Genomic DNA, 20,349 nt, shown 5'->3' with positions numbered 1-20,349 from the left:
TGCATCTTTCTTCCGCAGTCGCTGTAAATACATCCTTGCCGCCAAAACTGCTCCAGAAAGATCCACTTACTTTGCCCTAGTCATATGAGGTTGTAGTTAATCATTTATCCTTGTTGCTCAATCATTTTTCTAAAACGGATAATTTGCTTTTCGCGTACTTGTTTCATATCTAATTGATAAATCTCATAGGGAAACAAAAACTCCATTACCCCCGAATCAAATAAGCGCCGCACCTCATACTCATCATGCGATGTCCCACGTTGATAGCGATAATTCAAATAACTCTGATTCGTGTGGATAATAAACTCCACCCGCATCCCACCCATACGCGCGAAAAACTTCAACATTTGCGTCTGATTACTACTGCCTACCGCTGTAGCACTATAGGGATTACCGGCTAAAGTATCGGAAATATCCTCTAACACCATAATCGAGCCGGCCTTAACTGCCGCGCGGGTTAGATGGCGTACAAAACGCTTAACATGATTCACATTATCCAATACTGCCATGAGTCCTAGCTCATCATCGACAGCCACCGCTGGATTTTTTTCATTTTTACGTAATAGCTTTAATACCTTAGCCGCAGAGTCTTTTTTACGTACCGAAACATACACCGGAATATCACGCCCATTCACTTGAAACAGGCGGCGCTTAATCAGGGTTAGTTTTTCATTTTCGCCGAGATCCGGCAGATTACGCATACCTTCTGCATCAATGACTGAGACTTGCGTGCAACTAAAATCGGTAGCGGTATGGTGACTAGCTAAATAGGCAATTTCTAATTCACCAATTTTAAGCTGCGGACTCCAGACATGCTGATTAAGAAAATTCAAAAACACGGCAAACTTATTTTCAATATCAGTTTCACGTTCGCGTTGATCAATCGAGCCTGCTAATCCCATCAATACCAGCTTACGCTTGGCTTCAAAGCGGATTTTTTTGTGATAGCGATCATCAAAGGTGATTAAGAGCAGCTCAACCGGATTTTTTAAGGTTTCGATTTCATTGCTGATTTCAATATATGAACTATAAGGCGCTAATACTTTACTGCGTAACTGAGCAATCACCGCATCGGCGGTATTCATATACTCATGAATACGGGTCTGTATTTCGGGTAAATCACCACTGACACCGAATAAATGCCCTAATAATTGATAAGCACGTTCACTACGCCGCGCCCGTAACTCGGTATCTGCTAGTAATTTAGGAACTTCATGAAAACTTTCAATTTGGAGTAAATCAAAAATCTGGTCGCGTACCACCCGATATTTAGTAGCAATGGGCTGATCTTGACGGAAAGCCTTTGCCCAGCGCCTATTGTGCTCGGAAAAAAGCTGCTCAAAACCAATGTGGTCTTGTACCGCAAAGGGACCTTCTTGCTTCATAGCAATAAAAATAGATTTTTCATCTACAATACTCATCTTTTCATGCGCTTATCTTGGATTAATAGGGCTTATTATATAAGTATTCGCATGAAAGTAAGCGGGTATTTCTAATTCGCTTTATCTTGCACTTTCCCGCACAATAACGCTTTGTTCGCACTAGATGATCTTGCCTATGAATGATTCTATGACAGCCCGTGTGATTACCCGCTTTGGTGCGGATGTCTTAATTACGACTCCAGCCAATGAGACCATTCGTTGCACTCCTAAGCGTAAGCTAGAGCATATTACGTGTGGTGATTACGTAACATGGGAAGAACATAGTCAAGGCAATGCGACCATCACCGAGATTCTGCCGCGCAGCAATGTGCTGACTCGCCCCGACTTTCGTGGCAAACCTAAAAATATTGCCGCTAATATTGATTTAGTAATTATTGTCATTAGCTGGCGACCTAGCCCTCTATGGGATATGTTAGATCGCTATCTCATTGCTACCGAACTGCTACCTGCACAGGCGTTAATTGTCATGAACAAGGCTGACTTAGCGACTGATTACGCCACGGCAGACGATCTAGCTTGTTTGGCTGAATACGAAAGCATTGGCTATCCCCTACTCTATGCCCAAGCCACAGAGGGTGTAGGTATCACTGCTATACGCGAAGCGATTGGGGATAAAACAGCGATTGTGGTCGGGCAATCTGGGGTAGGAAAATCCTCTCTTGCGGCTAAACTCTTGCCTACTCAAGACATTCGGGTGGGCGAAATTGCCAACACTGGCGAGGGTAGACATACCACCACGAATGCGATGCTGTATACCCTACCGAAACGTGGCTTTTTAATTGACTCTCCGGGGGTGAGAGACTTTGGCCTCGGAGCCGTGACACCAGAGCAACTGCGCCAAGGCTATCGCGAGTTTCAACCCTATCAAGGCCAGTGTCGCTTTAATAACTGTAGCCATACTCATGAACCGCAATGTGCGATTAAAACCGCACTAGCTACCCAACAATTACCTCCACACCGCTATGAACGCTATTTGAATCTATTAGCGGGTTTATGACATGCTACACACCTGACCCCGATACCGCTTGCCCTCCAATTATATTAATACTGCGGCGGATGGGCTTATTGGCTGGCTTAAGTTTGAATGTGATGAAAATAGTAATGTTAATCTTAGGGGTATGTGGCACTTTGTCATTGCCCCTAGCACAAGCAAGTGCAACACCTGAGCAGCGCACCCTGTTTCAGACCGCCTACCGTGCCGCTCAACAAGGACGCTTTGAGGACGTCAATGGCTATAGTAAACAGCTAAAAAACTATCCTTTATTCCCTTGGCTAGAATATGAGTATTTAAAGCAAAACCTCAACACGGTGACAGGTGACAGTATTGTCGCTTTCACCTCGCGCAATCCTAATAGCCTTATGAGCGACGATTTATACGAGCGGTGGGCGAATAAATTAGCCGCTGGGGCTGACTGGGCTGGTATTTTAGAACTACTCCCGACCGAACACCCGAATGACTCGGTGCAGTGTTATCGTGCTCTCGCTTTAGGCAAATTGGGGAATACCGAAGCGAGTATGAAGCTTAGTACCACTCTTATAGAGGCAAATCCCGGCGGTATGCCAGCGCCCTGTACTGAAGTGATCAGCCTAATGGCTCAAAATGGCTTACTTTCAGAGCACCAGCTTTGGCAACGTATTGAGAAGGCTATGGAGGAAAACCAAGTCAGCTTTGCCCAAGCAGTTGCTAAATTATTACCTCTTGATAAACAGCTACTCGTCGAACGCTGGGCCACTGTACGCCGGAATCCCGCTACAGAAGTACCCAAGCTTTTTAGCCAAACCGACTCGGTAGAGCTACGCGATATTATCGCCTATGGCATTACGCGCTTAGTTGCCAAACAAGAAAAAACTGCCACCAGCCTGTGGGCACAAGCTCAAGCCTCCTTTCAGTTTAATGGCGCTCAACAGGGTAAAGTGAATAGCGAGTTTGGCCTTTGGGAAGCCTTTCGTCAAAAAAATAGCGCTCTAGCTCAACTACGCGCCATTCCTGATGAGTATCGCACCCAAGAAGCTAATGAGTGGATGGTGCGTATTGCCTTGCGCCAAGGGGCTTGGGAGGATGTACTCAAAGCGATTAATAGTATGCAAGCGATACCTGCTAGTGACTCTGCTTGGCGTTATTGGAAAGCCCGCGCACTCTATGCTACGGGTCAATCGGCACAGGCCAGTACGCTCTTTAATGAATTAGCGCCGAATGCTACCTATTATGGTTTTCTAGCCTCCGATCAAATTAATCAGGATTATGCTCTCCTCAAAGAAACGCCCCCTGATCGTTCACAGCGCGTCAATGGTATTAAGCGTCTAGCTGCCTTTGAGCGCTGGCAGGAATGGATCAACTTAGGGGAGCGTGATAAAGCCCGGAAAGAATGGTTTCGCTTGCTTAAAGCCATGGATAAGGTAGGCGTGCAAGCAGCAGGACAATTAGCCAATGAATTGGGTGATCCCAATTTAGCCATTTGGACAGTCTCGCGGACTAAAGACTGGAATGCAGTAGATGTACGTTTTCCAGTACAATTTGCCGATTTAGTGCAAACCTCCTCGCAAACCCAAGGAATAAATCCGGCATGGATTTTGGGAGTAATGCGGCGTGAAAGTGCTTTTGATCAACGCGCCAGATCTTCCGTTAATGCCCTCGGCTTAATGCAGCTCATGCCCGCGACTGCTCGACATGTGGGAAAACGCTTGGGGCTGACCCTTACGGCTAATGAAGACATTCTGCACCCTGAAACCAATGTAGCGTTAGGCAGTGCCTATTTAAAAGAAATGTTTAAGCGTTTTGGGGGTAACTATGCACAGGCAACAGCAGCCTATAATGCAGGCCCTGGACGCATACCTAAATGGCAACCGCAACAAACCTTATCGGCTGATCAATGGATTGAGAGCATACCCTTTGAAGAGACGCGCGAATACGTCCAAGCAGTTATGAGCTATACCACGGTCTATGATGCTAAATTACATCCCGGACAAAGTGTTAGCTTATCGAGCCATTTAAAACCTATTGCTACGGACTAAAGAGCCTCTATGCCTAAGCTGCCGCATACTCAACAGGGAATTGCTTTACTCACTGCGTTATTAGTGATGTCTATCGCTGTAATGATAGCGGCGGCGGTTATTAGTACCCAGCATTATGATGTAAAAATTCAAAATAATATGCAGCAACTCGAACGCGCCTATCAATACAGCAGTGGTATTGAGCAAATGGCAGGCTTATGGCTACAGCGCGATTTAAAACTCAATGAAACCGATAGCCTCACGGATACTTGGGCTATTCCCTTACCAGAACTGCCTATTCAAGACGGTGAGACCGTCATTGGTAGCTTTTCTGGTAGGATTGAGGACTTACAGGGCTTATTTAATCTCAATACCTTATTAAACAAAGAGGATAAGCTCACCGATTTAGGCCAAACCTTATTTGCTAAGCTGCTTGAAGCACAAAGCTTGCCGGACTATTTTCGGTTTAGTGTGACCGACTGGATGGATAAGGATACTACCACGCGCAATAATAATAGTGCTGAGGCTGATTTTTATCTAACCCGTACCCCCGCTTATTTTGCGGCCAATCAACCCTTTACCGATCCGAGTGAATTATTTTTAGTGCGCCTTGATTCACTAGCTCCTGAAGAAACACGTGAAAAATTAGATGAGCTCTTAAAAATCACCACAGCGACAGCCTTACCTAGTGAAACCTTTACTAAAATTAATATTAATACCGCATCAGAGGCCTTATTAGCGGCTTTAGTACCTGACGATGTAGAGGCTATTCTCAGCACACGTCAGGCACAACCCTTTGATCAAAATAGCCTAAATAGTTTTATCGCTAATAACAGTACTAATTTAAAGGAAGCCTTTAAATCTATAGTTCCTAACCCTGACTACAAACCTGCTAAAGATAATGAAGCGGCTAAAGGTGAAGAATTTAACTCACTACAATGGTCTGATGTTTTTGGTGTCACTTCGCATTATTTTCGTCTACGTGGGCTTATAAAAATTGGTGTGGTACGTCTTAATACCGTAACTTTATTAGAACGTACCGATACGGGAGAGATTCATATTTTAATGCGCCGATTTGAGTACACAACGGAGCACACTAAGGCGGCTGATGAAACCACTCTGTTTAACTCCTCTATATAGCCTAATAAAGCCATGAGCAAGATTATGCTAGTGTTGCGCCTGACTGCGCCTGAGCCATTAGAGCTAGATTATGCCCTGCTAAACAAGGAGGAGAATGCGTCTTGGCAAAGTGCTCCATGGGAACATGTACCGGCACTGTTGAAACAGTCACGCCAAATTGTCGTACTAATTCCTAGTCGTGAAGTACTGATTACCACGGTAACACTGAAAACTCGTAATCAACGCCAGCTTGCCCAAGCTTTGCCCTTTGCCTTAGAAGAGCAACTCATGAGCGATCCTGAGGAACAACACTATGCCCATTACAGTTTAAATAGTGAGGAAGGGTTATATCAGGTCGCGATCATTGAACATGCTCGCCTGCAATTATGGTTGGATTTTTTACATCATAATGGGATTGTGCCCACCGCTATCTTGCCAGATTTCATGGCGTTGCCTGTTACGGATGGGTATCAAACCGCGTGGTTGGGTAAGCAGGGTCTGTGGGTAAGACAAACGGCGACTGCTGGTTATTATACCTCGGCTAGTACATGGCCTTTACAGCTCAATCAATGGCTCACACAAGGTACGGAAGAACAGCCCATCCACCTACGGGTGTTAGAGCATACCCCGCCTATTCCAGACACGCCACAGCTTGTGCTGGCCTATGATGCAATAGCACAAACACAACTGCTGCAAGCTACTGATATTCAAAGCGCCTTACCGCTTAATGTAATGAAGGGTTTTAAAACACAAGCACACTCGCAACTCGCTAATATATGGCAAAAATGGCAAGGGGTCGCTTGGGTTGGTGCGGTAACGGCTATGATAGCCCTCACCTTACAAGGGCTGGAAATCCGTAATTTACAAAGCGAAACTGATGCACTACAAGTACAAAATATTGCCCAATTTAAAACACTTTTCCCCCAAGCCAGAGAGATCGATCCCGATTTAAATTTCGGCTCATTAATTAATGCCGAGGTAAAAAAACTCCAGCTCAATAATACCGCGAATAGCTCACCGAGTGCTTTACCTTTATTAAAAATATTAGCTCAAGTATTACCGCAACAACCTATTACTTTACAAAGCATTAATTGGAATCAAAATAAACTCACTATACGCTTTACCTCAGAATCTACCGCCGTCATTCCAGAGCTAGAAAAAGTACTAAGCCTGGCTTTAAAGCGCGAGGTTAATATTAATTACCAGCGCGATGCGAATAAAGTGGTGGGTGAATTTAATCTTATAGCGGAGCCTGTTGGATGAAAGCATGGTGGTATACTCTTGCTCCGCGTGAGCGTTTATGGGTGATTATTGGCAGTCTTTTGATACTTGCTACCGTAATATGGTTTTACGCCGTCACCCCCTTATTAAACTATAAAAAAGAGCTAGATCAGAGCCATGCCGATGCACTGGCCTATCAAGCACAACTCGCACAATTAGCCCCGCTGATCGCCTCACAATCTCAACCTAGCACTCTCCCATCTGCTAGTAATGGAAAGCTGGCTTATGTTGTAGAGCCTTTATTAAAACGCTATGCATTAGATCGGCCTGATATTTTGCTCAGCCAAAGTGAAACCGCCACAGGAGCTGTTAATTTACGCTTACAAAAAGCCCCTTTTAATCAGATTGCTTCTTTATTAGGTGCGCTAGAGCTGCATCATCAGGCCTATGCGGTACAATTTAATATAACCCCTACTCGTGATAACGGCTTGGTTAATGCCAATATCACCCTACAACGATGAAAAAAATACTGCTATTTTTATTGATCGGCTTATTGAGTTATGGGCTTAGCCTAGTGATGCTAGCCCCCCTTAGCGTCATTTGGCCTTACCTACCTAAACCAGAAGGTTTACAAGTCGGTGGGGTCAAGGGTTTATTATGGCAGGGAGAGGCTTATAATATTCAGCTCCCCGCCCCTAATAGCCCAATGATTCGGCAATTTAGCTGGGATTTTCAACCACGCTTATTATTACAGGGTCAACTTGCTTTTCAGTGGCAAATACAAACCTTAGGGGGTAATGCTCAGGGCAATTGTGGATTTAACTGGCGCACTCAGGTGCAATGTCAAACCTTAGAATGGGATTTGCCGGCTAATGTGGTAAAATCACTTGCCCCCGATTATGCCGTTATTATTCCGAATTTAGCAGGCCAACTGCGTGGTAATGCCTTTGATTTCACTTGGTCACCTCAAAATTTGCCCCAATTTACAGGCCAAATTCGTTGGGATAATCCTGAAACACTAACCGGTGTGCCTATGAATTTAGGCAAAGCCTTCAAAATGGCACTGACGGGAGATGAAACCGGTATCAAAGGATTTGCCACCTCAGAACAAACCAGCATTGATATTACGGGTAGCCAATTAAATCTAACACCCAATGGACATTACCAAGTAGAGACTGTCATTCATGCCACTCCCGAAACTAATCCTCGTCTGCGCCAGAATTTAGATATGCTGTTTGGTATGCCACAAGCAGATGGTACTTATCGCCAAGTATTAGAAGGCGAAGTTATTTTACCTACTTTTCTACGGAAATAGCCCCTAATTAACGCCTAGTTATTAAGCTAACTACCCTACACTTCTACCGCTTACATGTTAATTTGTGAAGTATGTCATATACTATCTAATCATAGCATTACAGTAGCGTTTAGTTCTAACGCGTATCATGGCATACTAAACCCCTCCTTAATTTTAAAGGAGCATATGGGCTAAACTTGACTGTTTAGCCAAGGTTTTCAGTCCAATTATCAAGAGTGTGTCAACCCCTTTCAATTGATGACTGAAAATCTATTTTCACCCATCCATTACTAACAACCTAGTGAAATAATTAGTGTATGAGTCAATTTGATGATCTATTTTGGTTAATTGAGGTTGCCGATGCTGGCACATTAACCGCCGCCGCCGAAAAGAAAGGCGTTACCGTCGCCGCCGTCAGTAAACGTATCCGTGCCGTGGAGGAGCGTCTAGGAGTCCGTCTACTGAATCGCAATACTCGCCATTTAAGTCTTACTGAAGCCGGTAATATCTATTATCAGCGTGGGAAGCATATTTTAGATGAGTTATATCATTTAGAGGAAAATGTAATTTCCACTAGTGAGCACCTATTGGGCGATATCCGTATTAATGCGCCCCTATCTTTTAGCATTAATAAACTGTCTAAATTATTGGTACAGTTCCAACAAGAACACCCCAATATTAATATTACTCTGCACTTAGATGATCATTTTATCGATGTGCATAATAGTGAATACGATTTAATTATTCGTATTGGTAAACTACCGGACTCTTCAGTAGTTGCCCAGCGCTTAGCCAGTGTTAAACTGATATGTTGTGCTACACCACAATATTTAGAGAAACACGGTATCCCACAAACGCCTGCGGATTTAAGTAAACATAATTGTTTAGAGTATAATCAAATCAATCGTAAAGATCGTTGGTTATTCAAACAAAATAAAACTGAGTATGAAGTTGTTCCACGTGGACAATTTAGAGTTAATAACGGTGATATGATCCTAACTGCTATTTTAGAGCATCACGGGATTGGTATATTGCCTGACTTTATTGCTGAGGAAGCGCTACAATCTGGTGCGATTGTACCTGTTTTAGCCGATTATGAAATGGAAGAGTTAAATGCTTATGCGATTTATGCTAGCCGTAACTTCTTACCTGCTAAAATCAAACGCTTAATTGAGTTTCTCAGAGACGAACTATCCGATGGAGAAATTCACGAACCTATTGAATGAAATACCTAGCCTAAGGAGTTTGTTATGTCTAGCCTTAATCCGTTTGAATCGGTCATCCGTGGACTCTCTAGCGCTCTACCTGAGCCGCTGAAAACCATGCAACACGAGTTTGAACAAACAGCTAAACAAGCTTTAGAAGGCACATTACATAAAATGAATCTAGTCACTCGTGAAGAGTTTGACATTCAGATGGCAGTATTACAACGGACTCGCGCAAAATTAGAAGCGCTCGAACAACAAGTAGCTGAGTTAGAATCTCGCTTAATGGCAAAAAACGAGATTCAATCGACTCCTACGGACGATACTTCCAACGCCCCTACCTAATCCGTAGTGGGATCTTCAGGTGTGGACTGGCTCTTAGGGGGCAGTTTCACACCTGAGTCTTGGTTGGTGCTTAGCTCTTGACGTATCCCTTCCGTTAACTGATTTAGGCTGTTACCCTTCAAACCCACCTCACTTAATAAGCTTTCAACTATTGGCAATTGCGCTCGATAGCGTAGAGCACTGTCCACCACCTGATCTGATAAACTACTAGAAGGATTAGGATTAGCTCCCCCCACACCTGATCCACCGGCTCCACCGCCCCCAATCACCTGATTTAAGCCATCAAGGTGCATAATTTTAATACCCTCAATATTTTCTAAGGGGCGTACACTTTCACGCACGATATTAGGCAGTTGTTTAACAATTTCTAATTTAAGCTGCATAGAAATTTGTTCATTCGATAATAAATTAGCCGCCTCATTTAAAGCCCGCTTACCGGCTGCTTCAATACCATAACGAATTTCCGCTGCTTTCGCTGCTAACTCTTCTGATAGCGCATTAGCTTGAGCAATAATACGCTGCCGCTCGGCTTCTTTTTCCGCACTAATAATTTCAATGATGCGATTACGTTCTGCCTCGGCTTTTTCGCGGGCGGTGCCAATCTCCTCGGTTACCGCAGCCGCTTGCGCCTTTACCTTATCAGCCTCTATCCATGCCTCTGCTATGCTTTTATCTAGTTGGGCTTGCGTGACCTCCATATCACGTCTTGCCATATCAATCTTAGTCGTTTTGGCAAAATTAATCTCTTCGATTTCACGCGTAATTTTAGCTTCTTGCTCGGCTTTTTCTTTTTCACGTTCTTTTTGAGCAAAAAATTCCTGCATATCTAATTCTAATTTTTTCTTTTCACTTTCTAAGTCTTTTTTCTGAATCTCTACCTCTTTTTCACGTAAAATAAAATTACGCCGCTTTTCATTTTCAGAGGTAATTTGATCAAGAATAGTCAATCCTTGCGCATCAAACGCATTGCTAGGATCAAAATATTCTCGTGCGGTTTGATCTAGACGGACTAAAGATACTGATTCTAATTCTAAGCCGTTTTTTTCAAATTCTTGATTAACCGCTTGCTCTACATTGCGCTCAAAATCTTTACGTTTTAGATGTAACTCCTGTAGCTCCATATTAGAGGCGACTGAACGTAAAGCGGCAACACACTGCTCTTCGACTAGTTTTTGCACTTTTTCAGGTGACATAGTCATTGTTCCCAAAGTACGTGCTGCCTTAGAAATAGCATCTGGATCTGGGGGAACGCTCAGGCGAAACTCAGCCATCACATCTACGCGCAACGGATCTTTAGTAATTAAGGCCGCTTTATTGGAGCGCTCCACTTTGACCGCAATGGTTTGCATATTAATCGGGGTGGCTTCATGAATAACCGGAAGCACAAAAGCGCCACCATTTAACACCACTTTTTCACCGCCAAATCCGGTACGCACAAAAGACAAATCTTTGCTAGTACGCTTATAAAAAGCAGCCATGGCAGCCACGACTAGCAAAAGTACCATTAGTACTATGATAAAGAATAAGGTCAGACTATCCATGAGTATTACCTAGTAAAATAGTCCGGTTCATTACCGGCTTTCCACTTAATATTGCAACCTAAGGATGCTTTTTGCTCGGTTGTGACGGGTTGTTGCTGTACAACGGCCTCTAGGGCATGGCGTAAATCGGCACCTGTGACAGGTTCCTCATTGCGGGGACGCGCATTATCAAATTGCCCGCGATAGACCAAACGATGCTCAGCATCGAAGAGAAAGAAATCCGGTGTACAAGCCGCTTGATAGGCTTTAGCCACTGCTTGCGTTGCATCATAGAGATAGGGAAAGGTATACCCTACTTGTTCTACCTCAAGTTGCATTTGTTCGGGTGAATCATCGGGATAAGCCTCCGCATCATTGGCATTAATCCCTACAACACCTACACCTTGAGCCTGAAATTCAGCGGTCAATTGCGCTAAGGCTGAGCGAATATGGATCACATAGGGGCAATGATTACAGATAAACATCACCAATAGCGGTCGACCTTGAAAGTCGTGGCGACTCACTATTTTATCGGTCTTAGGCTCAGGTAGGGAAAAATCAGGGGCGGTTGTACCGAGGGCTAACATAGTAGAAGGAGTGCGAGCCATCACTATAACTCCATTGAATCAAATGAGTGATGCTATCGAATTAACAGCTCTAGAGGAAGTTTATACCTAGAGTGGGTAAATTCACTCACCCACTCTAGCGACTAGCTGCGGCTCATTACAGCAAATAACCTAGGCGCGTTGAGCATATTCGCGTGGATCATCCTGATAACCCTGCGGAACACCTTTAACCACGACCGCCACCGCATCATGAGCATGAAGGCTTTCCATATGATTGACCCGAATCCAAAAATCGACCACTGCCGTATTATCCTGTAGCTTCGCCTTTAAGCGTCGTGCTGCATCCTCACAAAACATTAAGTTGGACGCATTTAAACGGGCAAACTCTTGCTCATCGGCACGCTTCACAGCGGCTTGTACAGGCGTTTGTAGTGCCGCTTCTAATTGATCAATCAATGCACTAATTGGTAATTGCTCGGTATCAGGGGCTAAGCGCACTTTCACCTGAGCCACACTACGTTGACTGTGGGGGGTGGCACGAATCCCTTGCACTGTACCTAACCAATCATGAACCTGACGCGCGCTGACCAGTTCAGCCGTACCAAATTGCTCCTCGAAACCTTCTTGAATGAGCTGGCGAGCGAGAGCAGCCGAGCAGGGGCAAGTGGAAGAATAAGGAACCTCTACCGCAAGCTCTAGCTCAAATTGACCTTGGCGCAAGGAGGCTATAATGCGTACTGGGTAATTTTTCCAGCCCCGATTATCGGTCACTAACGAACGGCGCTTTTCATAATAATCTAGCCGACACTCTAAATAAGCAGCATCACTTAAACCTTGATGTGACTCTACAAATTGCCCTACTACCTGTTTTAATAGCGCAGGTGTTAGTTCAGACATGCCTAGGTAATTATCCAGCGCTAAATATAGCCGTGACATATGAATCCCTTTGCTCAAGGGATCGATTAAATTGACATAGGCCTGTACACGAGCGAGCACTTGAATGGCAGGTTGCGTGGGGGTAGGAATGTATACAGGCAATTCAATTTCACTCATCCCTACCCAATTGAGAGTCCCTTGTGGCTCTGAGTTTGGTTGTTTGGCTACATCCGGCAAAGCGGCTGCCACACAAGATAACTCTTGGCAGGCATTCGGTGAGCTCATGTCGTACTCCTAAAATCTAATGTACTGAATATGGGGGCAACGCTAACAGAACCCAAGCCCTAGGAACAATATACCCCGTAGAAGGCGCGATTTTAGGTTAAAGAAACAACACGATAAAAGACTAAGGGTGTTTAATCATGAAACACCCTTGATGAGGTGTGGGCTAAAGCCCTTTTTTCTGAATATAAAAGTAGCTCAATAGCCACTGATACAAAGGCCAGATTAATAAACTACTTAATAATGGTGCCCAATACTGCCAAGTATTGCCCTCTTGGGCATAGCCTGTCACGCCACGAATCCACAGACTTAGCAGCATATACAATCCCAGCACGGCTGAAATTAAAACAAACTGCTGAAAATAAGCCTCTGGCGTCATGCGCCCCCCTAGGCGAATGGCTAAATAACCCACTATCACTAACTCTAACGCATGCTGCCCTAAGAGTGAGTTATGCAAAACATCCATTAATAGTCCAATAATAAACGCCATCCATAAGCCTACTCGATGCCCTAGTACCAAAGCCCAATGAATAAGGGCTAAGGCTACCCATTCTGGACGCCACATTTGCAAAGGTTCGGGCAAAGGCACAACGCTCAAAATGACAGCTAATAACATCGATACCAAAACCGCGCCCCAGAAACGCGGTGTTATAGCATTCATGGCGCACTCCTTTCAGATTGTGTGGATGAGCTGTGTTGAGGTATAGATGTAGACCCGTCTGCTGGAGCCGCTGCTAAGGGTGACTCATTAGGATGATTTTTAGGCCACACGAGTAATACCTCGCGCGTCTGCTCAAAATCAACCAAGCTTTCGGTGGTAATCTGGGCGAACTGACTACTTTGATCGTAGCTAATACCATTTTTAATGACCCTAGCTACCGGAAAATCCGGTGGAAATAACTCATCTAACCCCGAAGTGACAAAAATATCACCCTCTTGAATCTTATCCTCGCTTTGAATCACCACTTTATCTAAACGTAAGGTATTCGTTTTACCAGTACCTAACGCTAAGGTGGTAAAGCCGGTGCGCTGATTACGAACGGGAATAGCATGGCGTTGATCGGTTAATTGAATCACGGTAGAGCTAAAGGGGCTAACTGAAAGCACCTGACCATAGACCTTACCGCCTGCTAATACCACCTGCTTCTCATAGACGCCGTCCCGCGAGCCTTTATTAAGGGTCACAATACGCCGTACCCGCTCCCCTGACGAAGATAAAATCTCAGCCATCGAAAACTCAAACCCCTTACGCGGATTAGCTTTTAGCTCTTCTCGTAAGCGTTCATTTTGTTGCTCGACAATCACCATATCTTGATAGCGTGCTTCATAAAGGCGTAGTTGATCCTTTAAAGCGTTGTTTTCTACCGTAAGATTGCTTTGCTCCGTAAAAAAAGCAGCCGTCTCATTATAGACTCGAAAAGGCACATCCACCGACCATTGCAATGGATAAGCCAAAATCGAGAACAACGTTCGCACAGGCGCCATCGATTCGGCTTTACGATAATCAAACGCCATCAAAGTAAGAGCTAGTACAACCAACAAAATAAACTTAATGAAAAGCCCTGGCGCTGAATGAAAATTGCTATTACTAATGTCCGCCTCCATGCCATTGTGGCTAGAGTAATATTTTTATTAATCTTAAGGGCAACGAGCTGCTAGTTCGGCAACCTGTTGTCTAGCCTAATCAAAGCATGCGCTTATCAATCAGTCGATAAGAATGCATCTCCTTCGGCTTCTAACATTTCTAAAATACGCCCACCCCCACGCGCCACACAGGTAAGTGGATCATCAGCAATCACGACCGGAATACCCGTTTCTTCCATGAGAAGACGGTCAAGATCACGCAATAGCGCCCCACCGCCGGTCAAAACAATGCCACGATCAGCCACATCAGCACCCAATTCAGGAGGCGTTTGTTCTAATGCGGTTTTCACGGCACTGACAATACCAAACAGGGGTTCTTGTAAGGCTTCTAGAATTTCATTACTAGTCAGAGTAAAGGCACGCGGTACACCTTCAGACAGGTTACGTCCCTTAACTTCAATTTCGAGCAATTCTTTACCCGGATAGGCCGAGCCAATTTCACATTTAATCCGCTCAGCCGTCGCCTCACCAATTAACATACCGTAATTGCGGCGTACATAACTAATAATGGCTTCATCCAAGCGATCACCACCAATGCGTACCGAGGCTGCATACACAATACCGCGTAACGACATAATAGCGACTTCGGAAGTACCCCCACCGATATCGAGCACCATCGACCCTACCGCCTCATCCACTGGAATACCCGCGCCTAAAGCGGCAGCCATAGGCTCTTCCACTAGATAGACCTTGCGAGCACCGGCTCCTAAGGCTGAGTCTTTTATCGCACGTCGCTCCACTTGAGTTGCGCCACAAGGGACACATATTACTACGCGTGGACTGGGGCGTAAGATACGACCCGAATCGACTTTACGAATGAAGTGCTGCAACATCTTTTCGGTATACGTGAAATCGGCGATAACGCCATCTTTCATCGGGCGAATTGCAGTGATATTTTCTGGGGTACGTCCCAACATTTTTTTGGCTTCGATTCCCACCGCTTCAATCGATTTTGGACCACCAGGGCCTCGGTCTTGGCGGATAGCAACCACAGAGGGTTCATCCAAAACGATGCCTTTACCACGCATATAAATAAGGGTATTAGCCGTGCCAAGATCGACAGAAATATCATTGGAAAACAAACCAGAGATGGCTTTGAACATTTTGTTAGTCCGAAATAATGCTAAATTAAAAGTTAGTTGCAGAAACGTCCTGTCAGATTCTGGTTATTCCTTGCAAACAAGCCCCACCTGCCCAAGCGCAAACAGTTGCCAAATGTAACAACCGAGATAGTTTTGAGCAAGCCAACAGATATGTTAAGTTGTTCTCAATACCCTCAAGATTGCACTAGTGCAGGCAAATCCTTGCTGAATTAAATCAAACTTTCATCGATTGGATTATTATGAGCACCGATATTTTACACCGCTTTTTACTAGAAACACCTAATGTACGTGGAGCATGGACTTCTCTAGAGCAAACGTGGCAACAACTCAGCACTAAAAGTAATTATCCCCCCGCTATTAAAACACTTTTAGGTGAGGCACTCGCGGCAATTACTTTATTATCTACCACGATTAAACATAATGGCTCCATTATTCTGCAACTACGTGGCAATGGCCCTGTGCATCTAGTGGTAGTACAAATTCAAGCCAATGGCTCTGTGCGCGGTCTAGCCCGCTGGTCTGCTATTCCAGAAGACACCCGCTCACTCAACGCTATGATGGGGCAAGGACATATTGCTATTACCCTAGAGGCGGAGAAAGAATCTGAACGCTACCAAGGTATTATAGCGTTAGAAGGTGATTCTTTAGCACAAGCTTTAGAAAATTACTTTCAGCAATCCGAACAACTACCCACACGTTTGTACTTAAGCGCTAATGATCAGCGTTGTGCCGGTATTTTAGTACAACGTATCCCCGAATCCCAACCAGACCCCGAAAACTTTGAGCGGGTTAGCCTGCTATTGGACACGTTAACCCCTGAAGAATTACTGGATTTAGCCGCAGCACCTATGCTTTATCGTTTATTCCATGAGGAAAACGTGCGCCTCTTTAATGCCAGCCCAGTCTTTTTTCAATGCACCTGTAGCGTTGATCGAATTGAGCGTATGCTAATAACATTAGGAAACGAGGAGGTAGAGGCTATTTTGGCAGAACAGGGCAAAATAGACATTACCTGTGAATTTTGTAACACCCTCTATTCGCTAGATAGTATCGATGCTAAACACCTCTTCCTGAAAGGTGTGGCTCCGATCAATAATACTTTGCACTAATAACAACGAAACCTAGGATGCCCTATGCGTGTATTAATTGTTTACACCCACCCTAATGCAAAAAGCTTTAATCATGCCCTGGTGGAATATTGCCAACAGGGTTTAATCGAGGCAGGGCATGAGGTAAGACTAAAAGACTTATATGCGGAGAATTTTGATCCGGTATTACGTGCTGAACATTTGGCTGAATTACAAGCAGGTATTATCCCTGCTAAAATTCAACAAGAACAAGCCGACCTATTATGGGCAGACGGTTTAGTCTTTATTTATCCGCTTTGGTGGTTTGGGCGTCCGGCTATTTTAAAAGGTTGGTTTGATCATGTACTCACTCGTGGCGTCGCTTATGACTACTCGCAAGAAGGCGTCACCGGCTTATTAAAGCATAAACGAGCGGTAGTACTGATTACAGCAGGCGGTTCACAAGATTATTTTAAAGGTATCGATGCTGAAACCCTGATTCATCGCCCCATGACAGATGGAACCTTATCGTATTGTGGTATTCCTAAAGTCGATCAATTTATTTACTACAATGTACCAACGATGAGCGAGGCCGAGCGCCTTGCAATTCTGGATCAAGTTAAACAATTAGGTAGAGAGTTCGATGCTTAATTATCGTAGTTATGGCGAACTAACCGAGCGTAGCACCCCACTGGTGGTGCTGCATGGTTTATTAGGCTCCTTAGATAATTGGCATACCTTTGCCACTCGCTATGCGAATACTCAGCCTATTATTGCGCTAGATATGCGTAATCATGGTCAATCACCACATGAGGTTGGTATGAGCTATCAGCTCATGGTGGATGATATTCTAGCTACCTTACAGGCTTTGAATATCGAGTATTTTGATTTAATAGGGCATTCCATGGGGGGTAAGGCCGGTATGGTACTCGCCACCCAAAACCCTAACTTAGTTAAGCGTCTAATTGTGGTAGATATAGCCCCCTATACCTACCCTCCTCGTTTACAACCCTTATTGCACACAATGAATGCTTTACCTCTGCCTAGTCTAAAAAGCCGTAAAGAGGCGGATGATGCTTTAAGTGAGGTGGTGAGCAGTGCGTTTGAGCGTGGCTTTTTATTAAAAAATCTAACTCGCCAACAGGATGGAAGCTTTAAGTGGCTGTGTAATCTGCCTGAAATTACCCGTAATTATTTAAAAATCACTGGTTTTCCTGCATTAATACCGCAGTACACAGCACCTGTCTTAACCATTGCGGGGCGTCAATCAGACTATGTGACGGAGGACACTTGGGCTGCAATGCAAACACTTTTACCCCAAGCTCGTTTAGACTATATCGAAACCGCTGGGCATTTGCCGCATGTGCAAACGCCCGACCTATTTGAACAGTTAGTGAGAGAGTTCTTAAACTAATGGTACGCGATAGGTATTGATGCGTCGTGACCAGCCAGCTAGCCAACGCTCTTCACCGCTACCACTGGGCGCATTACTGACTCGACGTTGTAACACTTGCATTGCAGCATCAGCAAATGCATTGAGCGCATCTTGTCCTTGTTGTGCGGGTCGCATATTTTCGAGTACCTGTAATAGCCCCCAGTACGATTGAGACCTTCACCTTTGAAGTTCACATAATCAATAATGGCATACCATCCTCCCGGTGTATTAGCGAGGGCATTGAGGTTTTGTGCTACCAGCGGGCGTAAGTGTTCCGGTGAGGTACGTACCAGTTTAGGCATCGCTAAACGGGTACGATCCACAATATATTGCGCCTGTAACTCACGGGTTTGGAACAGGATATTTTGTAATTCTTTGACCTGTGGTGTATTTTTTGCCCGCATTAGCTCGGCTTTAGAGCGCCATGGTGCTCCGGTATGGCGTGCTTGGCGCACCCAGCCCGGCAGTTGTACCCCATTACGCTCTAAGTGGTCGAGTAATTGAGGGAAGGTATTACCAAAACGTGCAGCACGTCCAGCCGGATACCACGTAAAGTGCCCAATCCCCATGGAAGCAAAATTTTCACCATCATTCCAATGGGTTAAATTACCAATACTCCCACCGCTCTCATTTTGGAAAATCTGCTCACCGATTTTGCGTAACTCACTCCATTGTAGTGCTGGCATGCCATTGCCTAACTCAACAGGACGATTAGGCTGCATTTGTGGCGCAGGCGTATAACTTACCATCTGAGGTTGGTACTCATATGGCTGTGGCTGATAAACAGCCTGAGGAGGCGGGATATATTGAGGCTGCTGTACGTGAGGCTGCGGCTGTTGATAAACATACGGACGCGGCTGGGGTTGTGGTCGCGGTGCCGGACGGGCGACAGGTACAGGACGTGCTTGGGGTTTAGATTTATCAAAATGATAACCTGATCCAAAACTGGAATCGACCACACGATTAGGGTTAGTAGTAGTGTGCGGGGATGAGCCCGGCTCTGCTTCAGGAATAGATTGGGAGGGACTACAAGCAGTTAATTGTACCCCCGCTATAGCAAAAAGAACCGCCCAGGTTCGTTGTTTCATCATATAGCCTCGCACTTATTTTTATATTGTTATAGCGAGCCGATGTTTTGCTTATAAACGGCCCTTATTGGTGAATAAGGCTATAATTTATTCCTCAGAATTGCTAGACATTTTTGACAAGCTTACATAACTGCTCTCAACTATACTGTTCTAACGCTACTATTAAGCGCTCCTTCACCAAATTCCGCAGTTCTTCAGGCTCTAACACCGTCACAGACGCTCCTCGGCGTAAGATTTCTCCTACTAACTCCGTGGGATTTCCATACGGTATTTTTAACAAATAACTACCATCGGTCTGCCACTCCCCTGTTTGTTTAGGATGCCATACCTCGTCTGCAATCCAACGCGCCGCCTCTGGACTCACTTTTAAGACTGCCGTGGCCTGAACCTCGCCGGAAAAGATCCCAAAAGAATCAAACAAAGTTACCGATAATGTTTCAGGTGCTACTGCTTCACTCGCCTGCTCTAATTTTTCCACTTGTTCCAAACGATCCAAGGAAAACGGTTTGAGTACACCTGACTCATGACACAGTGCAGCCAGATACCAATTATCACGATAGAAAATCAGTTTTTGAGGTGATAAACGATGCTCAGAACGCTGATTACTAGAGCGTGAATAATAGGTGGCTTGAAGCTGTTTCCCCTGTAAACAAGCTCCTGCTACCACTTGAAAGTATTGATATTGGCCTAAACGCTTACCATGCGGGATGACATGAATAATATTGGCTAGATTAGTATCCGGTTTAATTTCTGCCCCATAGCGTAAAATCGAGTCCACCCTATCCTTTAATAGTTGAATATCATCTTGCAATAACTCTGGGTCAAAGTGCGTAATCAACTGCTGCATGGTGAGTAGCGCATAAATCTCTTTTTCAGATAGCCAGACCCCCGGAAGCTGATAAAAGTTTTTCTGATCAGGGACATAGTAATAGCCATTGCGCTTCACATCATACTCAATTGGCGCACCTAAGCGATCGCGTAAAAACTCTATAGCACGGCGTACCGACTTCTCCGAGCACTCTAAACGCTCCTCTAAAGTTTTACGGGGTATAGGTAATCGCGCCTGCATTAATAGATTATGTAATTTTACAATTCGCTCTGTGCGTTCCATAGTATGAACCTCGTTTAGATCGGACTAACTTAATGTAGTT

The 20,349-nt window shown here is 44.7% G+C and carries 20 protein-coding genes; 11 read left to right on the top strand and 9 right to left on the bottom strand.

Annotation, left to right across the window (positions count from 1 at the left end; genetic code table 11):
- Window positions 1-104 precede the first annotated feature (104 nt).
- On the bottom strand, window positions 105-1,421 hold the full coding sequence (locus tag A3IK_RS0116420; RefSeq protein WP_020561062.1) for a hypothetical protein: 1,317 nt from the start codon (window positions 1,419-1,421) through the stop codon (window positions 105-107).
- 136 nt (window positions 1,422-1,557) lie between these two features.
- On the opposite strand from A3IK_RS0116420, the gene rsgA reads away from it, so the two are divergent.
- From rsgA to A3IK_RS0116380, 8 genes are all read left to right on the top strand, one after another.
- Window positions 1,558-2,439, top strand: a complete 882-nt coding sequence (gene rsgA / locus A3IK_RS0116415; RefSeq protein WP_020561061.1) for a ribosome small subunit-dependent GTPase A — start codon at window positions 1,558-1,560, stop codon at window positions 2,437-2,439.
- The gene (locus tag A3IK_RS20570; RefSeq protein ID WP_020561060.1) at window positions 2,436-4,454 is read left to right on the top strand and encodes a lytic transglycosylase domain-containing protein; all 2,019 of its coding nucleotides are present in this window, start codon (window positions 2,436-2,438) and stop codon (window positions 4,452-4,454) included. The genes rsgA and A3IK_RS20570 overlap by 4 nt, the downstream gene beginning before the upstream one ends.
- Window positions 4,455-4,463: 9 nt before the next feature.
- Window positions 4,464-5,573: a type II secretion system minor pseudopilin GspK gene (gene gspK / locus A3IK_RS0116405; RefSeq protein ID WP_020561059.1), complete on the top strand. Its 1,110-nt coding sequence runs from the start codon at window positions 4,464-4,466 to the stop codon at window positions 5,571-5,573.
- Between the two features lie 12 nt (window positions 5,574-5,585).
- On the top strand, window positions 5,586-6,815 hold the full coding sequence (gene gspL / locus A3IK_RS0116400; protein WP_083915762.1) for a type II secretion system protein GspL: 1,230 nt from the start codon (window positions 5,586-5,588) through the stop codon (window positions 6,813-6,815).
- Window positions 6,812-7,294, top strand: a complete 483-nt coding sequence (gene gspM, locus A3IK_RS0116395) for a type II secretion system protein GspM (RefSeq protein ID WP_020561057.1) — start codon at window positions 6,812-6,814, stop codon at window positions 7,292-7,294. Before gspL ends, gspM begins: the two co-directional genes overlap by 4 nt.
- Window positions 7,291-8,088, top strand: coding sequence for a type II secretion system protein N (gene gspN, locus A3IK_RS0116390; protein WP_020561056.1), 798 nt, complete (start codon window positions 7,291-7,293; stop codon window positions 8,086-8,088). The genes gspM and gspN overlap by 4 nt, the downstream gene beginning before the upstream one ends.
- A 296-nt stretch (window positions 8,089-8,384) precedes the next feature.
- Complete coding sequence (locus tag A3IK_RS0116385) at window positions 8,385-9,293, top strand: LysR family transcriptional regulator (RefSeq protein WP_020561055.1); 909 nt, start codon at window positions 8,385-8,387, stop codon at window positions 9,291-9,293.
- A gap of 24 nt (window positions 9,294-9,317) precedes the next feature.
- Window positions 9,318-9,617 carry an accessory factor UbiK family protein gene (locus tag A3IK_RS0116380; protein WP_020561054.1) on the top strand — a complete coding sequence of 100 codons (300 nt, stop codon included), beginning with the start codon at window positions 9,318-9,320 and terminating at the stop codon, window positions 9,615-9,617.
- Here A3IK_RS0116380 and A3IK_RS19845 read toward each other — a convergent pair.
- From A3IK_RS19845 to A3IK_RS0116350, 6 genes are all read right to left on the bottom strand, one after another.
- Window positions 9,614-11,158, bottom strand: coding sequence for a flotillin family protein (locus tag A3IK_RS19845; protein ID WP_020561053.1), 1,545 nt, complete (start codon window positions 11,156-11,158; stop codon window positions 9,614-9,616). The genes A3IK_RS0116380 and A3IK_RS19845 overlap by 4 nt on opposite strands.
- Before the next feature lie 5 nt (window positions 11,159-11,163).
- Window positions 11,164-11,745: a thioredoxin family protein gene (locus A3IK_RS0116370; protein ID WP_020561052.1), complete on the bottom strand. Its 582-nt coding sequence runs from the start codon at window positions 11,743-11,745 to the stop codon at window positions 11,164-11,166.
- Between the two features lie 129 nt (window positions 11,746-11,874).
- The gene (gene folE2, locus A3IK_RS0116365; protein WP_020561051.1) at window positions 11,875-12,864 is read right to left on the bottom strand and encodes a GTP cyclohydrolase FolE2; all 990 of its coding nucleotides are present in this window, start codon (window positions 12,862-12,864) and stop codon (window positions 11,875-11,877) included.
- Window positions 12,865-13,027: 163 nt separating this feature from the next.
- A complete protein-coding gene (gene mreD, locus A3IK_RS0116360) occupies window positions 13,028-13,522 on the bottom strand; it encodes a rod shape-determining protein MreD (RefSeq protein WP_020561050.1) in 495 nt (164 codons plus the stop codon).
- Entirely contained in the window at window positions 13,519-14,466 is a 948-nt protein-coding gene (mreC, locus tag A3IK_RS0116355; RefSeq protein WP_020561049.1) for a rod shape-determining protein MreC, read from the bottom strand. The genes mreD and mreC overlap by 4 nt, the downstream gene beginning before the upstream one ends.
- Window positions 14,467-14,561: 95 nt before the next feature.
- Complete coding sequence (locus tag A3IK_RS0116350; RefSeq protein ID WP_020561048.1) at window positions 14,562-15,608, bottom strand: rod shape-determining protein; 1,047 nt, start codon at window positions 15,606-15,608, stop codon at window positions 14,562-14,564.
- Between the two features lie 239 nt (window positions 15,609-15,847).
- Between A3IK_RS0116350 and hslO the strand changes: the two genes are divergently transcribed.
- From hslO to A3IK_RS0116335, 3 genes are read left to right on the top strand one after another with little or no spacing between them, the layout of a single operon-like run.
- The gene (hslO, locus tag A3IK_RS0116345) at window positions 15,848-16,717 is read left to right on the top strand and encodes an Hsp33 family molecular chaperone HslO (protein ID WP_020561047.1); all 870 of its coding nucleotides are present in this window, start codon (window positions 15,848-15,850) and stop codon (window positions 16,715-16,717) included.
- A 24-nt stretch (window positions 16,718-16,741) separates the two neighbouring features.
- Window positions 16,742-17,326, top strand: a complete 585-nt coding sequence (locus A3IK_RS0116340; protein ID WP_020561046.1) for an NAD(P)H-dependent oxidoreductase — start codon at window positions 16,742-16,744, stop codon at window positions 17,324-17,326.
- The gene (locus A3IK_RS0116335; protein ID WP_020561045.1) at window positions 17,319-18,089 is read left to right on the top strand and encodes an alpha/beta fold hydrolase; all 771 of its coding nucleotides are present in this window, start codon (window positions 17,319-17,321) and stop codon (window positions 18,087-18,089) included. The genes A3IK_RS0116340 and A3IK_RS0116335 overlap by 8 nt, the downstream gene beginning before the upstream one ends.
- A 38-nt stretch (window positions 18,090-18,127) precedes the next feature.
- Here A3IK_RS0116335 and A3IK_RS19840 read toward each other — a convergent pair whose 3' ends face one another.
- Complete coding sequence (locus tag A3IK_RS19840; RefSeq protein WP_245539500.1) at window positions 18,128-19,201, bottom strand: hypothetical protein; 1,074 nt, start codon at window positions 19,199-19,201, stop codon at window positions 18,128-18,130.
- Window positions 19,202-19,334: 133 nt separating this feature from the next.
- Window positions 19,335-20,309, bottom strand: a complete 975-nt coding sequence (locus A3IK_RS0116325; RefSeq protein ID WP_020561044.1) for a helix-turn-helix transcriptional regulator — start codon at window positions 20,307-20,309, stop codon at window positions 19,335-19,337.
- Window positions 20,310-20,349 lie beyond the last annotated feature (40 nt).

Origin of the sequence: Thiofilum flexile DSM 14609 (assembly GCF_000380185.1) — a bacterium.
GTDB lineage: Bacteria > Pseudomonadota > Gammaproteobacteria > Thiotrichales > Thiotrichaceae > Thiofilum > Thiofilum flexile.
The sequence above is the reverse complement of the archived record's forward strand: the minus strand, read 5'-3'. Positions and strand labels throughout refer to the sequence as shown.